22 protein-coding genes and 5 tRNA genes are annotated in these 19,183 nt (G+C 68.4%); 22 read left to right on the top strand and 5 right to left on the bottom strand.

Annotated features, from left to right (window positions below):
- Positions 1 to 19 precede the first annotated feature (19 nt).
- The 10 genes from kdsB (at position 20) to FSZ13_RS03590 (ending at position 6,155) form a co-directional block, all read left to right on the top strand.
- A complete protein-coding gene (gene kdsB, locus FSZ13_RS03635; protein ID WP_145478043.1) occupies positions 20 to 817 on the top strand; it encodes a 3-deoxy-manno-octulosonate cytidylyltransferase in 798 nt (265 codons plus the stop codon).
- Positions 818 to 841: 24 nt separating this feature from the next.
- Positions 842 to 2,257 carry a hypothetical protein gene (locus FSZ13_RS03630; protein WP_145478042.1) on the top strand — a complete coding sequence of 472 codons (1,416 nt, stop codon included), beginning with the start codon at positions 842 to 844 and terminating at the stop codon, positions 2,255 to 2,257.
- Entirely contained in the window at positions 2,254 to 4,101 is a 1,848-nt protein-coding gene (gene uvrC / locus FSZ13_RS03625) for an excinuclease ABC subunit UvrC (RefSeq protein ID WP_145478041.1), read from the top strand. Before FSZ13_RS03630 ends, uvrC begins: the two co-directional genes overlap by 4 nt.
- 9 nt (positions 4,102 to 4,110) lie before the next feature.
- Positions 4,111 to 4,734 carry a CDP-diacylglycerol--glycerol-3-phosphate 3-phosphatidyltransferase gene (pgsA, locus tag FSZ13_RS03620; protein WP_145478040.1) on the top strand — a complete coding sequence of 208 codons (624 nt, stop codon included), beginning with the start codon at positions 4,111 to 4,113 and terminating at the stop codon, positions 4,732 to 4,734.
- A gap of 46 nt (positions 4,735 to 4,780) precedes the next feature.
- Positions 4,781 to 4,856: transfer RNA gene (locus FSZ13_RS03615), tRNA-Gly, on the top strand.
- 144 nt (positions 4,857 to 5,000) lie between these two features.
- Positions 5,001 to 5,076: transfer RNA gene (locus FSZ13_RS03610), tRNA-Gly, on the top strand.
- 60 nt (positions 5,077 to 5,136) lie between these two features.
- Positions 5,137 to 5,212, top strand: a tRNA-Gly gene (locus FSZ13_RS03605).
- Between the two features lie 47 nt (positions 5,213 to 5,259).
- Positions 5,260 to 5,333 (top strand) — tRNA-Cys (locus tag FSZ13_RS03600).
- 130 nt (positions 5,334 to 5,463) lie between these two features.
- A complete protein-coding gene (locus tag FSZ13_RS03595; protein WP_145478039.1) occupies positions 5,464 to 5,673 on the top strand; it encodes a hypothetical protein in 210 nt (69 codons plus the stop codon).
- Positions 5,674 to 5,918: 245 nt separating this feature from the next.
- Positions 5,919 to 6,155, top strand: a complete 237-nt coding sequence (locus FSZ13_RS03590; protein ID WP_145478038.1) for a hypothetical protein — start codon at positions 5,919 to 5,921, stop codon at positions 6,153 to 6,155.
- A 55-nt stretch (positions 6,156 to 6,210) separates the two neighbouring features.
- Here FSZ13_RS03590 and FSZ13_RS03585 read toward each other — a convergent pair whose 3' ends face one another.
- Positions 6,211 to 7,263 (bottom strand): 4Fe-4S dicluster domain-containing protein, encoded by a 1,053-nt coding sequence (locus tag FSZ13_RS03585; protein ID WP_145478037.1) that lies wholly within the window; start codon positions 7,261 to 7,263, stop codon positions 6,211 to 6,213.
- Positions 7,260 to 7,553 (bottom strand): hypothetical protein, encoded by a 294-nt coding sequence (locus FSZ13_RS03580; protein ID WP_145478036.1) that lies wholly within the window; start codon positions 7,551 to 7,553, stop codon positions 7,260 to 7,262. Before FSZ13_RS03580 ends, FSZ13_RS03585 begins: the two co-directional genes overlap by 4 nt.
- 104 nt (positions 7,554 to 7,657) lie before the next feature.
- Here FSZ13_RS03580 and FSZ13_RS03575 point away from each other — a divergent pair, with 104 nt between their 5' ends.
- From FSZ13_RS03575 to FSZ13_RS03560, 5 genes are all read left to right on the top strand, one after another.
- Entirely contained in the window at positions 7,658 to 8,095 is a 438-nt protein-coding gene (locus tag FSZ13_RS03575; RefSeq protein ID WP_145478035.1) for a group III truncated hemoglobin, read from the top strand.
- Between the two features lie 44 nt (positions 8,096 to 8,139).
- The gene (hemN, locus tag FSZ13_RS03570; RefSeq protein ID WP_145478034.1) at positions 8,140 to 9,549 is read left to right on the top strand and encodes an oxygen-independent coproporphyrinogen III oxidase; all 1,410 of its coding nucleotides are present in this window, start codon (positions 8,140 to 8,142) and stop codon (positions 9,547 to 9,549) included.
- Between the two features lie 191 nt (positions 9,550 to 9,740).
- On the top strand, positions 9,741 to 9,908 hold the full coding sequence (locus tag FSZ13_RS18700) for a hypothetical protein (protein ID WP_260844072.1): 168 nt from the start codon (positions 9,741 to 9,743) through the stop codon (positions 9,906 to 9,908).
- 9 nt (positions 9,909 to 9,917) lie between these two features.
- Positions 9,918 to 10,070: a type II toxin-antitoxin system RelE/ParE family toxin gene (locus tag FSZ13_RS18695; RefSeq protein ID WP_260844071.1), complete on the top strand. Its 153-nt coding sequence runs from the start codon at positions 9,918 to 9,920 to the stop codon at positions 10,068 to 10,070.
- Positions 10,071 to 10,093: 23 nt separating this feature from the next.
- Positions 10,094 to 10,384 (top strand): DNA-binding protein, encoded by a 291-nt coding sequence (locus FSZ13_RS03560; protein WP_260844070.1) that lies wholly within the window; start codon positions 10,094 to 10,096, stop codon positions 10,382 to 10,384.
- A gap of 28 nt (positions 10,385 to 10,412) precedes the next feature.
- Here FSZ13_RS03560 and FSZ13_RS03555 read toward each other — a convergent pair.
- Positions 10,413 to 10,499, bottom strand: a tRNA-Leu gene (locus tag FSZ13_RS03555).
- A gap of 51 nt (positions 10,500 to 10,550) precedes the next feature.
- Between FSZ13_RS03555 and FSZ13_RS03550 the strand changes: the two genes are divergently transcribed.
- The 5 genes from FSZ13_RS03550 to FSZ13_RS03530 all read left to right on the top strand — a co-directional run bounded on the left by FSZ13_RS03550 (position 10,551) and on the right by FSZ13_RS03530 (position 16,119).
- Positions 10,551 to 11,276 (top strand): glutathione S-transferase family protein, encoded by a 726-nt coding sequence (locus FSZ13_RS03550; protein WP_222116588.1) that lies wholly within the window; start codon positions 10,551 to 10,553, stop codon positions 11,274 to 11,276.
- A gap of 94 nt (positions 11,277 to 11,370) precedes the next feature.
- On the top strand, positions 11,371 to 12,375 hold the full coding sequence (locus FSZ13_RS03545) for a TraB/GumN family protein (RefSeq protein ID WP_145478032.1): 1,005 nt from the start codon (positions 11,371 to 11,373) through the stop codon (positions 12,373 to 12,375).
- A gap of 83 nt (positions 12,376 to 12,458) precedes the next feature.
- On the top strand, positions 12,459 to 12,914 hold the full coding sequence (locus FSZ13_RS03540) for a BLUF domain-containing protein (RefSeq protein WP_145478031.1): 456 nt from the start codon (positions 12,459 to 12,461) through the stop codon (positions 12,912 to 12,914).
- A 227-nt stretch (positions 12,915 to 13,141) separates the two neighbouring features.
- Positions 13,142 to 14,449 (top strand): nucleotide sugar dehydrogenase, encoded by a 1,308-nt coding sequence (locus tag FSZ13_RS03535; RefSeq protein ID WP_145478030.1) that lies wholly within the window; start codon positions 13,142 to 13,144, stop codon positions 14,447 to 14,449.
- Between the two features lie 47 nt (positions 14,450 to 14,496).
- Positions 14,497 to 16,119: an FMN-binding glutamate synthase family protein gene (locus FSZ13_RS03530; protein ID WP_145478029.1), complete on the top strand. Its 1,623-nt coding sequence runs from the start codon at positions 14,497 to 14,499 to the stop codon at positions 16,117 to 16,119.
- A 102-nt stretch (positions 16,120 to 16,221) separates the two neighbouring features.
- On the opposite strand, the gene FSZ13_RS03525 is transcribed toward FSZ13_RS03530, so the two are convergent.
- Both FSZ13_RS03525 and FSZ13_RS03520 read right to left on the bottom strand, forming a co-directional pair.
- Entirely contained in the window at positions 16,222 to 17,466 is a 1,245-nt protein-coding gene (locus FSZ13_RS03525) for a TIGR03862 family flavoprotein (protein ID WP_145478028.1), read from the bottom strand.
- A 5-nt stretch (positions 17,467 to 17,471) separates the two neighbouring features.
- Positions 17,472 to 17,912, bottom strand: a complete 441-nt coding sequence (locus tag FSZ13_RS03520; protein WP_145478027.1) for an FKBP-type peptidyl-prolyl cis-trans isomerase — start codon at positions 17,910 to 17,912, stop codon at positions 17,472 to 17,474.
- Between the two features lie 63 nt (positions 17,913 to 17,975).
- On the opposite strand from FSZ13_RS03520, the gene FSZ13_RS03515 reads away from it, so the two are divergent.
- Both FSZ13_RS03515 and FSZ13_RS03510 read left to right on the top strand, forming a co-directional pair.
- Positions 17,976 to 18,341, top strand: a complete 366-nt coding sequence (locus FSZ13_RS03515; protein ID WP_145478026.1) for a DUF6164 family protein — start codon at positions 17,976 to 17,978, stop codon at positions 18,339 to 18,341.
- 45 nt (positions 18,342 to 18,386) lie between these two features.
- Entirely contained in the window at positions 18,387 to 19,133 is a 747-nt protein-coding gene (locus tag FSZ13_RS03510) for a sulfurtransferase (protein ID WP_145478025.1), read from the top strand.
- Positions 19,134 to 19,183 lie beyond the last annotated feature (50 nt).

The following is a 19,183-nucleotide window of genomic DNA, read 5'->3' as shown; positions in this document are numbered from 1 at the left end:
GTCCCGAGAGGTTTCCCGCATGAGCCAGCCCGTTGATTTCGTCGTCGCCATTCCGGCGCGCTACGCCGCCTCGCGCCTGCCCGGCAAGCCGCTGCGCCTGCTGGGAGGCACCCCGCTGGTGCTGCACGTGGCCGAACGCGCCCTGCAGGCCGGCGCGCGCGAGGTCTGGGTCGCCACCGACGACACCCGCATCGCCGACGCATTGCAGGGCCTGCCCACGGTGCGGGTGGCGATGACTGCCGCCAGCCACGCCTCAGGAACCGACCGCCTAGCCGAGTGCGCACGCCAGGCCGGCTGGTCCGACGACACCCTCGTGGTGAACCTGCAGGGCGACGAACCGTTCGCGCCGGCCGACGGCATCCGCGCCGTGGCCGAGGCCCTGGTCTACAGCGGTGCCGACATGGCCACCCTGGCCACCCCGGTCGAAGACGCCGAAACCCTGTTCGACCCGAACGTAGTCAAGGTGGTGCGCCAGCAGAACCTGGACGCGCTGTACTTCAGCCGCGCGCCGATTCCCTGGCACCGCGACGCGTTTGCTCAGAGCCGTGAGCACCTGTCGGGTCCGCATTGGCTGCGCCACATCGGCATCTATGCCTATCGTGCCGGGTTCCTGCAGGCCTTCGCCGCGCTGCCTCCCGGCCGCCTGGAGCAGCTGGAATCGCTGGAACAGCTGCGGGTGCTCGAGGCCGGGCACCGGCTCAGCGTTGCGCTGTCGCCGGCCGCCTTCCCGCCGGGGATCGACACCCCGGCCGACCTTGAGCGGGCCGAGGCCTGGCTGGCCCGCCGTCATATTGACGGTGGCGCGACGGTCGCGTGACGCCGAGTCCGGCATAATCACGGCATGAACGTACAGCTCGTCCAGGACCTTCCCGAATTCGCCACGTGGCTCAATGCCGCGCCGACCACGCTGACCGAGCTGCGCGGCCGCCCCGTGGTGCTGGCCGTCGTCAATGCCGCCTCGGTCTGGTGCGCGCAGCGGCTGGCCGAGCTGGGCCAATGGCAGTCGCGCAATCCGGGCAGGCTGCAGCCGCTGATCCTGCAGGTGCCGCGCTTCGATTTCGAACGCGAACCGGCGCAGGCGTTGAAGCTGCTGCGCCGCCAGGGACTGGCCGCGCCCGCGCTGCTCGACGCGGACTGGGATGGCTGGCGCCGTTTCAACATCACCGCATGGCCGACCTTGGTGCTGCTGGATGCGCAGGGCAGGGAAGTCGACCGGCTGGTGGGATTCGCCGACGACCTGGACCGTGCCCTCAACAGCCTGTGCCAGGGGGTGGCAGGGCCGCGCGACGGCGATGCGCCGCAACCGCGTGAGCTGGATCCGGAACCGCGCCTGCCGTTGCTGTTCCCGTCTGCGCTGGCGGTAAGCACAGAGCGGCTGTATATCGCCGACAGTGGCCACCACCGCATCCTCGAATGCAGCCACGCCGGCCGCGTGCTGCGCCAGTTCGGGCTGGGCACCGCCGACATGATGGACGGCGGCCCCGCCGAGGCGGCGTTCAACCGCCCGCAGGGCCTGGCGCTGGAACGCGAGTGGCTGTACGTGGCCGACACCGGCAACCACGCGCTGCGCCGCATCCACCTGTTGACCGGCCAGGTCGATACCCTGTGCGGTAATGGCCGCCCCGGCGATCCGCGCGAGGGCGCGATCCCCGATCCGCGGCAGGCGCCGTTGAACCATCCGCAGGGCATCGCCGTGGCCGACAACCAGGTGCACATCGCGATGGCCGGCGACAACCGCGTCTGGAGCTACCACCTGGGCCAGCGCACGCTGTCCTGGCGGGCCGGGTCCGGGGCGATGGACGAGCGCGACGGCAGCGGCCACCTGGCCGCCTTCGCGCAGCCGGCGGCGCTGGCCGCCGTGCAGCAGGTCCTGTACGTCTGCGATGCGCTCGGTTCGTCGATCCGCTCGATGCAGCTGCGCGGCGACCTGGTCCAGACCCTGGTCGGGCAGGGGCCGTGGACGTTCGGCGAGCAGGACGGCCCACGCACCACCGCGCGGCTGCAATACCCGCAGGCCATCGCGATGAGCCCGGACGCACCGGTGCTGTGGATCGCCGATGCCGGCAATGGACGCCTGCGGACCCTGCGCCTGGGCGGCGGCGAGCTGGGTACGGTGGAACTGCCGCGGCGACTGCACGGCCCGTCGGGGCTGGCGCTCGGCGCGGGCGCGGTGTGGATCGCCGAAACCGATGCGCACGCCGTGCTGCGGTTCGACCCGGTCAGCGGCGTACTGAGCGACGTGCCGATCAGCGAATGACCCTGTCCACCGCACCGGCCTTCGACGGAAAGGCATTCGCGGCCCACCTGAGCACCGCGCCCGGCGTGTACCGCATGTACGCGGCCGACGACAGCCTGCTGTACGTCGGCAAGGCGCGCGCCCTGCGCAACCGGGTGGGCAGCTATTTCAACGGCGCGCCAAAGAACGCGCGGATCATGTCCATGCTGTCGCAGGTCGCGCGCATGGACGTCACCGTTACCCGCTCCGAAGCCGAAGCGCTGCTGCTGGAAAACCAGCTGATCAAATCGCTGTCGCCGCGCTACAACGTCTCGCTGCGCGACGACAAGACCTACCCGCAGGTATTGCTGACCCGCGAGGAATGGCCGCGCATCGCCCTGCACCGCGGCCCGCGCGCGGTGCCCGGGCGTTATTTCGGGCCGTACCCGGGAGTGACCGCGGTACGTGAAACGCTCAACCTGATGCACAAGCTGTTCAAGCTCCGCAGCTGCGAGGACAGCGTGTTCCGCAACCGTTCGCGGCCCTGCCTGCAGTACCAGATCGGGCGCTGCAGCGCGCCGTGCGTGGCGTTGGTGGAAGCCGACGATTACGCCGAATCGGTGCGCCGCGCCGCGATGTTCCTGGAGGGCAAGAGCGACCAGCTGGCGCGCGAACTCGGCACGCAGATGCAGGCGGCCAGCGAAGCGCTTGAATTCGAACAGGCCGCGCGCCTGCGCGACCTGGTCACCGCCCTGCGCAGCATGCAGACCCGACAGTACGTCGACGGCCGCGCCGCCGACCTGGACGTGCTGGCCTGCGCCACCCGGGGCGCCAGTGCGTGCGTGATGCTGCTGTCGTTCCGTGACGGCCGCAACATGGGCACGCGCCCGTTCTATCCGCGCACCAATGGCGAGGAAAGCGCCGAGGAAGTGCTGGGCGCCTTCGTCTCCCAGTACTACGTCGAACATGCCCCGCCGCGCGAGATCCTGCTCGACCGCGAGATCCCGGATGCCAGCCTGATCGAATCGGCGCTGAGCGCCTCGGCCGAGTACAAGGTGCAGCTGAAGTGGAACGTGCGCGGCGAGCGCGCCGGCTACGTCGAACTGGCCAGCCGCAATGCGCAGATCACCCTGGTCAGCGAGCTCACCAGCCGCAGCGCGCAGCACGCACGCAGCGAAGACCTGCGGCAGATGCTGGGGCTGGCCGAACAGGTCAAGCGGGTGGAATGTTTCGACATCAGCCACACCATGGGCGAAGCCACGGTGGCCTCCTGCGTGGTGTTCGACGCCAGCGGCCCGGTGCGCAGCCAGTACCGCCGCTACAACATCAGCGGCATCGAACCGGGCGATGACTACGCCGCCATGCGCCAGGCGATCGATCGCCGTTTCCGGCGCGCGGTGGAGGAAGAGGGCGTGCTGCCGGACCTGCTGCTGATCGACGGCGGCGCCGGCCAGCTGGCCCAGGCCCAGGCGGCGCTGGCCGACCTTGGCGTGGAAGGGGTGATGCTGGTGGGCGTGGCCAAGGGCGTGGAACGCCGCGCCGGCCATGAGGCGCTGGTGTTGCCCGACGGCCGCGAGCTGCGTCCGGGCGCGGCGTCGCCGGCGCTGCAGTTCATCCAGCAGGTCCGCGACGAAGCGCACCGGTTCGCCATCACCGGCCATCGCGGGCGCCGCCAGAAGGCGCGCATGACCAGCAAGCTCGAAGACATTCCAGGGATCGGGCCGCGCCGCCGCGCCAGCCTGCTCAAGCATTTCGGCGGCCTGGTCGGACTGAAAGCGGCCGGCGAGGCGGAAATCGCGAAGGTTGAAGGCATCAATGACGCCCTCGCCGCACGCATCTACGCTAACCTTCATGGACTGCCCACGCCCCCTGCGGCCGGCGAGTAGAGAGACGCAATGAAGTTGACCCTCCCCACCTGGCTGACGCTGCTGCGGATCGTGATGATCCCGGTACTGGTGCTGGTGTTCTATCTCCCCTACACCTGGACGAACTTCGCGTCCGCGGCGATTTTCGGCCTGGCCGCGCTGACCGACTGGCTGGATGGCTGGATCGCGCGCCGCTATGACCTGGCCTCGGCGTTCGGCGCGTTCCTTGATCCGGTGGCCGACAAGCTGATGGTGGCGGTGGCACTGTTCCTGATCGTGCAGGGTCACCCGACCCCGTGGATGGCGTTCTGGGCGGCGGTGATCGTCGGTCGCGAAATCGCGGTGTCGGCGCTGCGCGAATGGATGGCCGAGATTGGCCAGCGCGCGAAGGTGCGCGTGGCGCTGATCGGCAAGATCAAGACCACCGCGCAGATGGTCGCGCTGCTGTGCCTGCTGTACTCGGTAGCGCCAAATACGCCGGTGTCCGCCATCTGGATGGGCGAACCAGTGTTCCACATCGGCGACTGGACCCTGGCGATCGCCGCGGTACTGACCCTGTTTTCGGGCCTGCAGTACCTGCACGCGGCGTGGCCGAGCCTGCGTGAGGACGAGCGTGCCGCGCGTGAAACCGCGCGCGCGAAAAAGAAGGGCTGAGGGCTGTTGACAGCACCGCGTTTGGCTGTAGAATTTCGCCTCCCAAGCGGGAATAGCTCAGTTGGTAGAGCGCAACCTTGCCAAGGTTGAGGTCGCGAGTTCGAGTCTCGTTTCCCGCTCCAGATACAGGAAAAAGCGACCTCCGGGTCGCTTTTTTCGTTTCCGGCCCTGTTCGGATTCCGCTGCATGAACCTGTTGACGACGTGAAGGAATACCGACACAATAGCGCTCCCTCGACGCAGGTCGACGGGAAAAGCAGCACATGAGCGGGAATAGCTCAGTTGGTAGAGCGCAACCTTGCCAAGGTTGAGGTCGCGAGTTCGAGTCTCGTTTCCCGCTCCAATCATGTGTCGCAGCGCTGGCGTATTACCTGCGGTTCCGGTAATATACGCGCCTGATTTTGCGGGAATAGCTCAGTTGGTAGAGCGCAACCTTGCCAAGGTTGAGGTCGCGAGTTCGAGTCTCGTTTCCCGCTCCAGATTCGAATCAGGCCCCGCATGCGGGGTCTTGTTCTGTAAGGTCACCGGCCTGGTGGCAGAGTGGTCATGCAACGGATTGCAAATCCGTGTACGCCGGTTCGATTCCGACCCAGGCCTCCAGTAGTTCGAAAAACCCCGCTTCGGCGGGGTTTTTCGTTTCCGTCGCCCCGCAGGTCCTTCACCCGGCCCGTACGAGCGGCTGCCTACTGTGCAGGATCGTTCCTTACCGAGGTGTTCGATGGATCTGGCCATGTGGATTGCTGCCGCCGGGGTGCCCGGTTCGTTCTGGGATTCGCCCAGCAACGTCAGTGGCGCGGTCATGCTGGGCTTCGGGGTGGCGGCCATCGCCCTCTCGTTCGGCCTGGCCAAGGTGTTCAAGCGTTTCAACGGCGTAGCCTGGATGGTCCTGGGGGCAGGCGTGGCCATTACCGCCTACGGCATCCTGCGGATGGGCAGCTGACATCAGGCTGTCACCACGCACTGCGACGGTAGTGGCCGCGACCAGCCGGCCAGCCGCCGTCCCTGCCTGAACGATTAAGTTCACCAGTGACGCCCGATGCGTCACTGGTTGACTTCGCGCGAAGAGCGTGAAAGGGTGGGGTGAAACGCGGGTGAAGTTCCGTCGCCGCCCGGCGGCGGGGCGGCAGGCGCAAGCCTGGCAGGGGGAATTGCTCTTTTCGACAGAGCGGGTCCAAGGGAGGTCGTATGCAATACGGCGCGAATGACCTGGCCAATGGTGTGCGCACCGAGCTGGAGGCCAGTTACAGCAAGCACGGGTGCGGGCCGGAATTCTGGACCACCTATCAGCAGGTGCTGGAGCGCCTGGTGCCGCAGGGGCGCAGCCGTACACAGGTGACCAACGAACTGGCCCTGATCATCGAACAGCTCGGCATCGTCCGGCGCGCGCAGATGGTGCCGCCGCCGAGCACGCGGCTGCGCTGAAACCGGTTGGGGAACCGGCGCCATCGGCGACGATGGCACGCCGCAGGGGCATCGGCTACAGCTGCCGCACGCCCATTGCCAGCAACATGACCAGGCCGCCCAGTGCGGCCAGGACGCGCGGGCGCAGCCAGCGCCTCGGCCGGCCCTGCATGGCGTTTGCGCTGGCGACGCGGATCAGGCCGACGGGAAAGCGCCATGCGCGCATCTGCGCATCGCAGGCGTCGACGCAGTTGCCGCAGGCGATGCAGTCCGGCAGCGGGCCGCTGCGAACGTCGAGCTGCATCGGGCACGCGTGCACACACGCGGCGCAGTCCAGGCAGTCGCCCAGCCGGTCGTCGGCGAAGCGTGGCAGCGGCCCGGCCAGGGCCGGGTGCGCGGCGCGGAACGCGTAGTCGCTGGCGCTGGTCGGGTCGAGCAGGCCGCGCCCGCGCTGTTGCACGCTGCCGCAGCCGCGCGCGCGGCGCCCGCGCGGTTCGCCACGACGCGCGTCGTAGCAGACCTGCGGGGTGTCCGCGTCGAACAGCGACGGTGCCAGACGCGCGTAGGGGCACAGGTCAAGACAGACCTGCTCGCGCAGGAAGCCGGCATTGGCCCAGGTGGCGGTGGCGTAAAACAGCACCCAGAACCGTTCCCAGGCGCTCCAGCGCCCCGGCCAGAACCCGGCGACCAGTGCGTCGATGGGCGTGAACAGCCCGACGAAGGTGATCCCGGTCCACAACGCGATTGCGGCCCACCCCACATGCTTGATCGTCGCTGCCAGGGCCGGTCGGTGCAGCCAGCGCGCGCACCCGTGTTCGACCCAGCGGAACAGCGTGCCCCACAGGGTCTGCGGGCAGGCATGCCCGCACCAGACGCGCCCTCCCAAGGAGGTCAGCAGCGCAAGCGAGCACGCCATGACCGCGACCAGCCCGAACAGCACGCCCACGTCACCGGGCCACAGCGTCCAGCCGAACAGGTCGAAGCGGCGCGCCGGCAGATCGAACAGCAGTGCCTGGCGGCCGTCCCAGCGCAGCCAGGGCAGGGCATGGAAGCCACCCAGCAGGGCCACCGACAGCAGCGCGCGCCAGCGCAGCGCCGGGCGCGCAACCGGGGCGCAGGGCGCCCTCATCCCAGCGGCAGCTCGTCATCGTCGCGGGGCAGGGGCCGCAACAGGTAGCCGGTGACCGCGCTCGCCAGCGCAGTGACCGCCCAGAACATGAAGAAGCCCAGCGTGTAGCCCAGCTCGCGGCTGAGCGCCTGCCCGGGGAAGCTGATATCACGCAGGCGCAGCGGATCGACGAAGGCGAAGAACACCCCGCAGGCCAGTCCGGCAGCGATGAAACTGGGCCACAGCACCGCCCCCCAGTACTGGATGAGCGTGCGGCGGCGCGTGCCGGGCGGGTCGTTGGATGGGCGCATGAGCCACACGTTAGGCGCTGCGACAGTACGCCACATTGATCCTGATCAAAGCGGCGTAGCATCATGGCCACAGCGCCCTGTCCGGCCCGCCGCCGAGGAATTCCATGTCATCCCCCGCTGTTCCGGCACTGCCCGTGGCATCGCCGCAGCTCTGCAGCGAAGCGGAGGTGACGCGGCTGGTGCACGACTTCTGCGCACGCGTGCGCCGGGACCCGCAGCTGGGCCCGGTGTTCGACGCGCGCGTCCACGACTGGGACGCGCACCTGGCCCAGCTGGTCGATTTCTGGTCGGCCATGCTGCGCGGCACGCGTCGCTTCAACGGCAACCCGATGTCAAAGCACATGGCCATGCCCGAGCTGGAACGTGCGCTGTTCGACCGCTGGCTGCTGCTGTTCGGCCGTACCACCGCCGAATCGGACAATGCGCCGATGCAGCGCCTGGCCGACGACGTGGCGGCGCGCATCGCCGACACCTTCTGGCGTCGCATCCAGATGCAGCGCTGGCCGGAGCTGCCGGTCGTGCGCACGCTGCGTCCGGATTGATCTTGCTCAATGCGCGTCGGCGTGCCGGCGCGCATGCTGGCGGCATGGATACCCTTTCGCCTGCCGCCGCCGGTCTTGCCTGGCACTTCGATCCCGAGCTGCTGCGCCGTCACGACCGTCCCGGGCCGCGTTACACCTCGTACCCGACCGCGCCGCATTTCCATGACGGCTTCGGCGAACACGCCCTGCGCGCGGCGATCGCGGCCAGCAACCGGCAGGCGTGGCCGTTGTCGTTGTACGTGCACGTCCCGTTCTGCAGCAGCCCGTGCTTCTACTGTGGCTGCAACCGGGTCATTACCCGCGACCACGGCAGGGGCGCAGCCTACGTGGCCCGCGTGCTCGGCGAAGCCGACCTTGTCGCGCCGCTGTTCGATGCCACGCGCGAGGTTGTCCAGCTGCACCTCGGCGGTGGCACCCCCAACTTCCTGGCGCGGGCGCAGATGCGCGAACTGATCGATGGATTGCGCAGCCGCTTCACCTTCAGCACGGCCGCCGACCGCGATTTCTCGATCGAACTGGACCCGCGGTTCGTCAGCCGCGAGGACATTGCCGCACTCGGCGCGCTCGGCTTCAACCGGGCCAGCCTCGGCATCCAGGACTTCGACCCGGTGGTGCAGCGGGCGATCAATCGCGAGCAGGGCGTGGAAGCGACACTGGAGGTACTGCGCGCCTGCCGCGAACATGGGCTGGCGTCGGTGAACGTCGACCTGATCTACGGACTCCCGCACCAGACCCTGGACGGCTTTGCGCGGACCCTGGAAACGGTGCTGCGCGAACGGCCGGACCGGCTGGCGATCTACGGGTACGCGCACCTGCCGAACCTGTTCAAGGCACAGCGGCAGATTCCCGATGCGGCGCTGCCCGGGCCGGACCAGAAACTGGCCCTGCTGGGCCTGGCGGTGCGCCGGCTGTCGCTGGCCGGCTACCAGTACATCGGCATGGACCACTTCGCGCTGCCGGGCGAGAACCTCGCGCGCGCCCAGCGCGCGGGCCAGCTGCACCGCAATTTCATGGGCTACACCACCCACGCGCAGACTGACCTGGTAGGTCTGGGCGCCAGCGCGATCAGTCGCATCGGCAGCAGCTACAGCCAGAATCCGCGCGAGCTGCCGCGCTGGGAGGCGGCGGTGGACGCCGGCCGCCTGCCGGTCTGGCGCGGGCTCACCCTGGATGCGGACGACGAACTGCGCGCGGCGTTGATCAACCAGCTGATGTGCCAGGGCGAAGTGGACGGGCGTGCGCTCGCGGCACGCCATGGCGTCGATTTCGACCAGTACTTCGCCGAGGCCCTGGCCTCGCTATCAGCGCTGCAGGCCGACGGCCTGGCCGACTACCGCGACGGCGTGGTACGCGCCACTGAACGCGGCCGCCCGCTGCTGCGCCTGCTGGCAATGTGCTTCGATCGCTACCTGGCCCAAGCGGACCACCCGGTCCGCTACTCGAAGGCGATCTGAACCTCGCGCTTCGTCCTCGCTCGGACATGCATCTGGTGTGGTGAATTCAAAGCGGTAATTTCATTGAAAGAATCGTCTGGAGCCGGGGGAACGGCGCGAATAGAGTCGCGAAGTCGCGGATCAGGCGTCGGCGAAACACGCGTGGAGAATCCGTGCCATTGACATCTATTCGTTTTTAAACGAAAATGGCCATGAACACGATCGAGCATTACCTGACGGCGGACGAGCAGCGAGATCCATACATGGAGTGGCTGCGGCGAATGCGGGATGCCCAGGCCCGGATCGCGGTCATTCGACGGATCGCGCGCATCGAACACGGGAACTTCGGTGATCACAGGTTCTGCCGCGACGGGGTGTAGGAGCTGCGCGTGGACGTTGGCCAGGGGTACCGCGTGTACTACGGCATGTCGGGCCAGAGCGTCGTGCTGCTGCTGTGTGGCGGCGACAAGCGCACGCAGGACACGGACATCAAGCGTGCCGTGCAGTATTGGCAGGATTGGAATCGGAGAATCGAACGATGAGAAGCCGAGCGAACGACGAAGCAATGGCCGAACTGTACCGCAGCGATCCTGCGCTCGCGCTGGATGTCATCAACAGCATCCTGGCCGATGGTACACAGGCGGAGTTGATGACGGTGCTGCGCCAATTGGCGCAGGCCGTGGGCGGAGTCCAGTCGGTTGCCGAGCAGGCACATCTCAATCCCACGCAGCTTTACCGGACCTTGTCGCCGAGGGGCAATCCCGCATTGAGCAGCCTCACTGCCATTCTCAAGGCGATGGGACTGCGCCTGGCAGTGCAACCGCTGGCCGCAATGCCCCCGCTTCACGCTGCGTGACGGCCCGCGGCCTGTAGTAGTCCAAACGTGGTGCCCGGAGCCGGAATCGAACCGGCATGGGGTTGCCCCCGGCGGATTTTAAGTCCGATGCGTCTACCAGTTTCGCCATCCGGGCGCGCTTGGCGGGGGCAAGTGTAGCGGAAAGCCGGTCCAGCGCTGCGCTAGCATGGCGTATCCCTCCCGTCCGGAACCGCTGGCCATGCTCACGCTGCATATCGGCAACAAGAACTACTCCTCGTGGTCGATGCGGTCGTGGGTGCTGATGACCCAGGTCGGCATCCCGTTCCAGGAGGTGGTGCTGCGCTTCGACAGCTTCGATCCCGGCTCGCAGTTCAAGCGCAGTGCCGAGGCGCTGTCGCCCTCGGGCACGGTGCCGGTGCTGGTCGATGGCGAGCGCGTGGTGTGGGACACCCTGGCCATCGCCGAGTACCTGGCCGAAGGCTTTCCCGAGCATGCGCTATGGCCGCTGGATCGCGGCGAGCGCGCGCTGGCGCGCAGCGCGACGGCGGCCATGCACAGCGGCTTTGGCGCGCTGCGTTCGCATTTTCCGATGAACATCGAGGCGCGCCTCCCCGACATCGGCGCGCGTGTGCTGCGCAGCCAGCCCGAGGTCGTCGCCGACCTGCAGCGGCTGCAGGCATTGTGGGAGCGCCTGCTGGCCCGGCATGACGGTCCGCTGCTGTTCGAGCGCTTCAGCATCGCCGATGCCTTTTTCGCGCCGGTGGTGATGCGCCTGCAGACCTACGCGGTGCCGGTGTCGCCGCGCGTGGCCCGCTACATGCAACAGGTGCAGGCGCTGGAGGGCGTGCAGGCCTGGGTGGCCGCAGCGCTGGCCGAACATGACTTCCGTCCGTTCGAGGAGCCATACCGGCAGGCCCCGGATGCGCCCTGAACGGCGCTGAACGAGGGCAGCCGACGCTGTCTTTACGCCGCCCGCGCTGGCGCCGTAGTCTGCGCTGAGCACTCACACAGGGATCGGGGCGGGCATGGCGAAGGCGGCAGCAGGTGTGGTGCTGGGCATGGCGCTGGCATGGGTGGGCATTCCCTCGGGAAGCGCCCAGACCCGTCCGCCCGAGGTGGTCGACCTCGCCCCGGTCGTAGTGTCCGGCGTGCAGCCGGGTCCGGGAATGTGGCGGGTCACCGGCACCGATGGCCATGCGCTGTGGATCCTCGGCACGGTGTCGCCGTTGCCGGCCAGGCTGGAGTGGCGGGCCGACGAGGTCGAGGCGGTGATCGCCAGTGCCGATGCGGTGCTCGGTGCGCCGGGCTGGACGCTGGACGCCGATGTGGGCTTCTTTGGCCGGTTGACCCTGATGCCGTCGGCAATGAAGGCCGCCCACGATCCGCAGGGACGACGCCTGCAGGAGATTCTCCCCGCGGACCTGTATGCGCGCTGGCAGCCCTTGAAGCAGCGTTACCTGGGGCGCGGTGGCGGGGTGGAGAAAGATCGCCCGCTGGTGGCGGCCACCCGGCTGTATGCCGCAGCGCTGGAGGAGGTGGGCCTGAGTCCGCGTTCCGGCGTCGGCGAGCAGCTGAAGAAGGCTTACAAGCGGCGCGGGCTGACCCCGGTGGTGACGAAACTGGAGATCAAGGTGGACGACCCGCGCGCGGCGCTGAAGGAAGTGCGCGCCAGCACCCTGGAGGATGTGACCTGCCTCCAGCGCACGCTGGATGTGGTGGAGCACCAGTTGCCGCTGCTGGTCGAACGCGCCAACGCCTGGGCCGTAGGCGACACCGCAGCGCTGCAGCATCTGGCGCTGAAGAGTCAGTACGACGCCTGCATCGGCGCCATTGCCAGCAGCGCGATGGGGCAGCGGCGTGGCATGACCCAGCTCGACGCGCGCTCCACCGAGAAGTGGCTCGGCGCCGCCCGCGACGCACTGGCGCGGCACGCGGTGACCTTCGCCACGGTGCCGGTGCATTCGCTGGTCGAGCCCGGCGGTTACCTCGACCGGCTGCGCCAGGCCGGCTACAGCGTGCAGGATCCGTAGCGCAGGAGACCGGCACCGTTCGGCGTCTTTTCCCCTGCGCGCGCTTCGTGGCATAGTCATGACGACCACACCGGGGGGTGCCCATGGCGCTGCACGCGTTCGCTTACGTCAGCGAAGCTGTCGAAGGAATCGACGGGTCGGACATCGACCGAGTACTCGCCGCAGCGTCGAGCTTCAACAAGGTCACCGGTGTCACCGGGGTCCTGATGTTCGATGGCCAGCGCTTCCTGCAGTACCTGGAAGGGCCCGACGATGGCGTGGCCTCGGTCGAACAGCGCGTACTCAATGCCCGCAGCCATGTGCGCATACGCGAATTGGCGCGTGGCGAAGTCGCCACCCGGCACTTCCCGCGCTGGACCATGGCCTCGTCGCGGATCGAGCGCGGCGTGATGAGTGCGATCGTCGACGCGGACTGGCCTGGTTTCACCGCCGCCGCGCCTGTCGACGGCCAGCGCCGGGTCGGTTTCGCACGCCTGCTGGAACTGTGGACCGGCGTGTCCGGCGAGCTGGAACCGGCGGCGGTCACGTTGGGCTCGTGATGGCGGGTGATTCGTAACAGAAAGATCACAGTGCAGCGCCTACCATGTGCCTACCAGCTGTGACCGGTCCGGGGTATGCCCCCGGGGTTGTCTGAAAGGGTAGTAACCGCAGCTGGACCATTTTGTAGCCGTCGTCCGTACTCTCCGCGGGCGGCGGCTTTGTTCTTTGTGGCGCCGCACGCGACACGTTAGGCTTGTTGCCTCAGCTTCCTGCCACCGGGCCACGCATGACCCCATCCAACCTGTTGTTCCCGCACGCGCCCGCCGCCGCCGCGCAGGCGCGCATCTGCGTGATCGGCCTGGGCTACGTGGGACTGCCGCTGACAGTCGCCTTCGGCACGTTGCAGCCGACCCTGGGCTACGACATCGACGCAGCACGGGTGGCCGAGCTGCAGCAGGGGGTGGACCACACCCTGGAGCTGGAAGCGCACGAGCTGGCCGCCGCCGTGCACGCGCGCTACAGCGACGATCCGTCCGACCTGGACGGGTGCAACGTCTACATCGTCACCGTGCCCACGCCGATCGATGCGCACGAGCAGCCGGACCTCGGTCCGCTGCGCGACGCCAGCACCCTGATCGCCCGCGCGCTGAAACCGGGCGATCTGGTCATCTACGAATCCACCGTCTACCCGGGCACCACCGAAGAGGTGTGCGTGCCGCTGCTGGAAGCCGGCTCCGGCCTGCGCTTCAACCAGGATTTCCACTGCGGTTACAGCCCCGAGCGGATCAACCCGGGCGACCGCCAGCGACGCCTGGCCGACATCCGCAAGATCACCTCCGGCTCCACGGAGGAGGTTGCCGCGGTGGTCGACGCACTGTACGCACGCATCATCACCGCCGGTACCTGGCCGGCCCCGTCGATCCGCGTGGCCGAAGCGGCCAAGGTGATCGAGAACATCCAGCGCGACGTCAACATCGCGCTGGTCAATGAGCTGGCGCTGATCTTCGACCGGCTCGGCATCGATACCCAGGACGTGCTGGATGCCGCCGGCAGCAAGTGGAACTTCCTGCCGTTCCGGCCCGGCCTGGTCGGCGGGCACTGCATCGGCGTGGACCCGTACTACCTGCTGCACAAGTCCGAAAGCGTGGGCTACCACCCCGACCTCATCCACACCGCGCGGCAGGTCAACAACCGGGTCGGCGCGCACGTGGCGCAGCGGGTGCTGGAACTGCTGCAGTCGCGTGGCCATGCCGTGGCGCAGGCGCGCATCCTGGTCCTCGGCGTGACCTTCAAGGAAAACTGCCCTGACCTGCGCAACAGCCGCGCGCTGGAGCTGGCCCAGGCGCTGCAGGCCGCCGGTGCCCGGGTGCAGGTGCAGGACCCCTGGGTGGGGCCGGCCACGCTGCAGGGCAGTGCGCTGCAATGGGTGGACGCGCCGGATCCGCAGGGCTACGACGCAGTGGTGCTGGCGGTGGCGCACGACAGTTTCCGCCACATGGAGCGTGCGGCGATCCAGGCGTTGTTGCGCCCGCAGGGCGTGGTGTACGACGTGAAGTCGGTCTGGCCGCGCGACCTGGTCGACGACCGGCTGTAGACCGCAGGGGTTGTAGACTGCGGCGCATGTGTTGATCGAGGAACGCCATGCACCGGTATCTTGTCTACCTGCTCGCCATCCTTCTGCTTCCGCTCTGCCTGTGGCTGGCCACGATCTGGTCGGCGTGGTACTGGGGCGTGGGCATCACCGCCGCCATGGTGGCGGTGGGCACCTGGGACCTGGTGCAGAAGCGCAGCACGCTGCGGCGCAACTACCCGGTGCTGGCACACTTCCGATATGGGCTGGAATCGATCGGGCCGGAGATCCGCCAGTACTTCGTGCAGAGCGACCTGGAAGACGTGCCGTTCTCGCGCCAGCAGCGTGCGCTGATCTACCAGCGCTCCAAGAACGAAATGGACGTGGTCCCGTTCGGCACCCTGCGCAGTACCTACGCGGTGGACTACGAGTGGATCAACCATTCGCTGGCGCCCACCGAGGTGGTCGATCACGATTTCCGCGTGCTGATCGGGCCGAACTGCGCCAAGCCGTATTCGGCCAGCGTGTTCAACATCTCGGCGATGAGCTTTGGTTCGCTCTCGGCCAACGCGATCCGCGCGCTCAACGAAGGCGCGCGGCGCGGCGGCTTCTACCACGACACCGGTGAAGGCTCGATCTCGCCGTACCACCGCGAGATGGGCGGCGACCTGGTCTGGGAGATCGGTTCGGGCTACTTTGGCTGCCGCGACGAGCATGGCGGTTTCAGCGAGGAGCGCTTCGTCGCCAACGCCACCAGCGATCAGGTGAAGATGATCGAGATCAAGCTGTCGCAGGGCGCCAAGCCGGGCCATGGCGGGGTGTTGCCGGCCGCCAAGGTGAGTGCGGAGATCTCGGCCACGCGCGGCGTGCCGATGGGCGTGGACTGCGTGTCGCCGTCGAAGCACTCGGCGTTCAACACGCCGGTGGAGCTGCTGCAGTTCGTCGCCCGCCTGCGCGACCTGTCCGGCGGCAAGCCGGTCGGTTTCAAGCTGGCGATCGGGCATCCGTGGGAGTGGTTCGGCATTGCCAAGGCCATGCAGGAAACCGGGCTGCTGCCGGACTTCATCGTGGTGGATGGTGCCGAAGGCGGCACCGGCGCCGCCCCAGCCGAATTCATCGACCATGTCGGCGTGCCGATGCACGAGGCGCTGCTGCTTGTGCACAACACCCTGGTCGGGCTGGACCTGCGCGATCGGATCCGGCTCGGTGCGGCGGGCAAGATCAGCAGCGCCTTCGAGATCGCGCGCACCATCGCGCTGGGCGCGGACTGGTGCAACGCCGGGCGCGGCTTCATGTTCGCGCTGGGTTGCATCCAGTCGCTGAGCTGCCACAGCGACCGCTGCCCGACCGGGATCGCGACGCAGAACCCGAGCCGCTGGCGGCACCTGGATGCCGCCGACAAGGCCACGCGCGTGCACCACTACCACGAGAACACGTTGCGCGCGCTGCGCGACCTGCTGTGCGCGGCCGGCCTGCAGCATCCGGCCGAGCTTGGACCGGAGCACATCGTGCGCCGCGTGTCGCCGGTGGAGATCCGCTCGCTGGCCTCGCTGTACCGTTATCTCGGCCCCGGCGAACTGCTGCGCCGGGTGCCGGACCACGCGGTCTTCCATGATTTCTGGGGGGATGCGCGCAGCGACTCGTTCCAACCGCCCGCGCGCATCCAGGCCCTGCGCAACAGCAAATCGCGCTAGCGATCTGCTGGATCGCCGCCCGACCAACGGTCGGGCGCTACCGCACGTGGGTCCTCGGGTTCAACAACCCGGTAGGTACCGACCGTTGGTCGGTACACGGCGTCACCGCGCGAAATATTCCACAACGCCACGCCCGGCACGCAGCCCGCTCGCGAAACACGCGGTCAACAGATACCCGCCGGTCGGCGCTTCCCAATCCAGCATCTCCCCGGCGCAGAACGTGCCAGGCAGGTCGCGCAGCATCAACGCGTCATCCAGCGCTTCCAGGCGTACGCCACCGGCGCTGCTGATCACCTCGGCGATCGGCCGCGCGCGCAGCGGCGACAACGGCAGGCGCTTCAGGGCCGCAGCGATCGCCTCGGCCGGAAGCTGGCCGGCATCCTTGCCCAGTACCTCGAACAGCAGCGCGGATTTGACTCCGCCCAGCCCCAGCTGGCGGCGCAGGTGTTCGCCGAAACTGCGACCCTGGCGCGGCCGCTGCAGCTTTTCCGCCACCTGTGCTTCGGTCTGGCCCGGCAGCAGGTCCAGGTGCAGGACCACCTCGCCATCGCGCGCCAGCGTGTCGCGCAGGTCGGCCGCCATCGCGTACACCAGGCTGCCTTCGATGCCATCGGCGCTGATCACGCACTCGCCCTGCTGCGAACGTGCCTGGCCATCCAGCGCGGTCCAGTACGCCACCACCGGCTTCAGCGGGGCGCCGGCCTGGCGGTCGCGGAAGTAGGGCGTCCAGCCGATGTCGAAGCCACAGTTGGCCGGCTTGAGCGGCGCGACATCGACGCCGCGGGCGGTCAACGGCGCCACCCATGCCGCGTCCGAACCGAGCTCGGGCCAGCTGCCGCCACCCATCGCCAGCACCACCGCATCGGCGTGCACCGCCACTCCGCCGTCGGGCGTATCGAAGCGCAGCGCGTCGTCGTCGTTCCAACCGGTCCAGCGGTGCTGCACATGGAAGCGCACGCCGGATTCCTTAAGTCGCCGCACCCAGCCGCGCAGCAGGGGCGCCGCCTTGCGGTCGAGCGGAAACACCCGGCCGGAGCTGCCGACATAGGTTTCCACGCCGAAGCCCAGCGCCCACGTGCGCAGCGCGGGGCCGTCAAAATCGGCCAGCCACGCGCCCACCGCCGCGCTGCGCTCGCGGTAGCGCGCCACGAACACCTCGAACGGGTCGGAATGGGTCAGGTTCAGGCCGCCCTTGCCGGCGATCAGGAACTTGCGCCCCGGCGAGCCCTTGGCTTCATAAATATCCACCGCATGGCCGGCGGCGCGCACGGTTTCGGCTGCCATCAGGCCAGCCGGTCCGCCACCGATGATGGCCACGCGTCGCATCGCGGGAACAGCCTGCTCCATGCCGGTCAGCGCGGCTTGACGTCGAGCAGTTCCACGTCGAACACCAGCGAGGCGTTCGGCGGGATCGGGCCGGCGCCGGACGCGCCGTACCCGTACTCGGCCGGAATCATCAGGGTGCGCTTGCCACCGACTTTCATGCCGCTGAAGCCTTCGTCCCAGCCGCGGATCACCCGGCCTTCGCCGAGGCCGAAGCTGAACGGTTCGCCGCGATCGACCGAACTGTCGAACTTCTCGCCGTGCTTGTCCGCCGCCTTTTCGTCGTATACCCAGCCGGTGTAGTGGACCACCACCGTGCTGCCCGGGGTCGCTTCGGCGCCGGTGCCGGGCTGGGTGTCGATCTTCTCGAACGTGGCGATGCTGCCCCCCGGCGGCGGGCCAGGCGGGGTACAGGCGGCCAGCAGCGACAGCAGCGCGGGAACCAGCAGGAATTTCGGCAGACGACGCATCGGCGGCACCGGTTGGACAGGGGGACGCAAGGGTAGCGCATCGCCGGGGGCTATCATGGGCGCATGTCGAAACTGCTGCTCAACCTGCGCAACGTCGCAGACGATGAAATCCAGGACGTGACCGCCCTGCTGGACCAGGCCGGCATCGGCCATTACCGCACCGAGCCCAGTCCGTGGGGTATTTCCTTCGGTGGTATCTGGATCCGTGACGACGCCGACCAGCCCCGGGCCAAGGCGCTGATGGCGGGGTACCAGCAGGCGCGCGGCGAGCGGGTCCGCGCCGAGCGCCAGGCGGCGTTGGCCGACGGCACCGCCGAAACCTTCGGCACATTGCTGCGGCGACGCCCGCTGTTCGTGGTTGCGGTGCTGGCCGGCATGCTGGCGGCGGCCGCGCTGGTGCTGCTGCCGTTCGTGCTGCTGCGCGGCTGAACGCCCCTCGTGGGCGGGGGCGGCACAGGCGGGTAAAATGTGCGGATGATCGCCAATACCGCCGCCTATCACTTCACCCCGATCGACGACCCCGACGCGCTGTGCGCCACGCTGCTGGCGCGCGCCGAGGCCGCCGGGCTGCGCGGCACGGTGCTGGTCGCGGGGGAAGGCATCAATCTGTTCCTGGCCGGCAGCGAATCGGGTATCGACGGTTTCTACGCGGCGCTGCAGGCCGACCCGCGCTTTGCCGGGATGCGGGTCAAGACCAGCTACAGCCGGATTCAGCCGTTTGCCCGGCTCAAGGCCAAGGTCAAGCCGGAGATCATCAGCTTCCGCATCGACGACGGCCAGCCGCTGGCCTACCCGCGCGCGCCGTCGGTGGACCCGGCCACGGTGCAGCGCTGGCTGCGCCAGGGCCATGACGACGCCGGCAAGCCGGTGGTGATGCTCGACACCCGCAATACCCAGGAAATCGAATACGGCACCTTCCAGGATGCCCTGGTGCTGCCGATCAGCAAGTTCACCGACCTGCCCGACGCCCTGGCGCCGCACCGCGAGGCGCTGCGCGACAGCACCGTGGTGAGTTTCTGCACCGGCGGCATCCGCTGCGAGAAGGCCGCGCTGTGGATGCGCAACGACGGCATGGACAACATGCTGCAGCTCGAAGGCGGCATCCTTGGCTATTTCGAGGAGGTCGGCGGCGAAGGCTATGACGGGCGCTGCTTCGTGTTCGACGAACGGGTAGCGCTGGATCCGGAGCTGAAGCCGCTGGTGGACCTGGCCACCGACTGATTCCGGCCGTTGGCCGGCCCTGGCGATCCCGCAGGAATCACCATTCCGCC

This window comes from Stenotrophomonas rhizophila (genome assembly GCF_007667275.1).
GTDB lineage: Bacteria > Pseudomonadota > Gammaproteobacteria > Xanthomonadales > Xanthomonadaceae > Stenotrophomonas > Stenotrophomonas maltophilia_AE.
This window is presented reverse-complemented; position numbering and strand designations above follow the sequence as displayed.

Excerpts from the sequence above, each read along its gene's own strand:
- kdsB (WP_145478043.1), top strand. The coding sequence starts at position 20 with ATGAGCCAGCCCGTTGATTTCGTCGTCGCCATTCCGGCGCGCTACGCC.
- FSZ13_RS03630 (WP_145478042.1), top strand. The coding sequence starts at position 842 with ATGAACGTACAGCTCGTCCAGGACCTTCCCGAATTCGCCACGTGGCTC.
- uvrC (WP_145478041.1), top strand. The coding sequence starts at position 2,254 with ATGACCCTGTCCACCGCACCGGCCTTCGACGGAAAGGCATTCGCGGCC.
- pgsA (WP_145478040.1), top strand. The coding sequence starts at position 4,111 with ATGAAGTTGACCCTCCCCACCTGGCTGACGCTGCTGCGGATCGTGATG.
- FSZ13_RS03595 (WP_145478039.1), top strand. The coding sequence starts at position 5,464 with ATGTGGATTGCTGCCGCCGGGGTGCCCGGTTCGTTCTGGGATTCGCCC.
- FSZ13_RS03590 (WP_145478038.1), top strand. The coding sequence starts at position 5,919 with ATGCAATACGGCGCGAATGACCTGGCCAATGGTGTGCGCACCGAGCTG.
- FSZ13_RS03585 (WP_145478037.1), bottom strand. The coding sequence starts at position 7,263 with ATGAGGGCGCCCTGCGCCCCGGTTGCGCGCCCGGCGCTGCGCTGGCGC.
- FSZ13_RS03580 (WP_145478036.1), bottom strand. The coding sequence starts at position 7,553 with ATGCGCCCATCCAACGACCCGCCCGGCACGCGCCGCCGCACGCTCATC.
- FSZ13_RS03575 (WP_145478035.1), top strand. The coding sequence starts at position 7,658 with ATGTCATCCCCCGCTGTTCCGGCACTGCCCGTGGCATCGCCGCAGCTC.
- hemN (WP_145478034.1), top strand. The coding sequence starts at position 8,140 with ATGGATACCCTTTCGCCTGCCGCCGCCGGTCTTGCCTGGCACTTCGAT.
- FSZ13_RS18700 (WP_260844072.1), top strand. The coding sequence starts at position 9,741 with ATGAACACGATCGAGCATTACCTGACGGCGGACGAGCAGCGAGATCCA.
- FSZ13_RS03560 (WP_260844070.1), top strand. The coding sequence starts at position 10,094 with ATGGCCGAACTGTACCGCAGCGATCCTGCGCTCGCGCTGGATGTCATC.
- FSZ13_RS03550 (WP_222116588.1), top strand. The coding sequence starts at position 10,551 with ATGGCGTATCCCTCCCGTCCGGAACCGCTGGCCATGCTCACGCTGCAT.
- FSZ13_RS03545 (WP_145478032.1), top strand. The coding sequence starts at position 11,371 with ATGGCGAAGGCGGCAGCAGGTGTGGTGCTGGGCATGGCGCTGGCATGG.
- FSZ13_RS03540 (WP_145478031.1), top strand. The coding sequence starts at position 12,459 with ATGGCGCTGCACGCGTTCGCTTACGTCAGCGAAGCTGTCGAAGGAATC.
- FSZ13_RS03535 (WP_145478030.1), top strand. The coding sequence starts at position 13,142 with ATGACCCCATCCAACCTGTTGTTCCCGCACGCGCCCGCCGCCGCCGCG.
- FSZ13_RS03530 (WP_145478029.1), top strand. The coding sequence starts at position 14,497 with ATGCACCGGTATCTTGTCTACCTGCTCGCCATCCTTCTGCTTCCGCTC.
- FSZ13_RS03525 (WP_145478028.1), bottom strand. The coding sequence starts at position 17,466 with ATGGAGCAGGCTGTTCCCGCGATGCGACGCGTGGCCATCATCGGTGGC.
- FSZ13_RS03520 (WP_145478027.1), bottom strand. The coding sequence starts at position 17,912 with ATGCGTCGTCTGCCGAAATTCCTGCTGGTTCCCGCGCTGCTGTCGCTG.
- FSZ13_RS03515 (WP_145478026.1), top strand. The coding sequence starts at position 17,976 with ATGTCGAAACTGCTGCTCAACCTGCGCAACGTCGCAGACGATGAAATC.
- FSZ13_RS03510 (WP_145478025.1), top strand. The coding sequence starts at position 18,387 with ATGATCGCCAATACCGCCGCCTATCACTTCACCCCGATCGACGACCCC.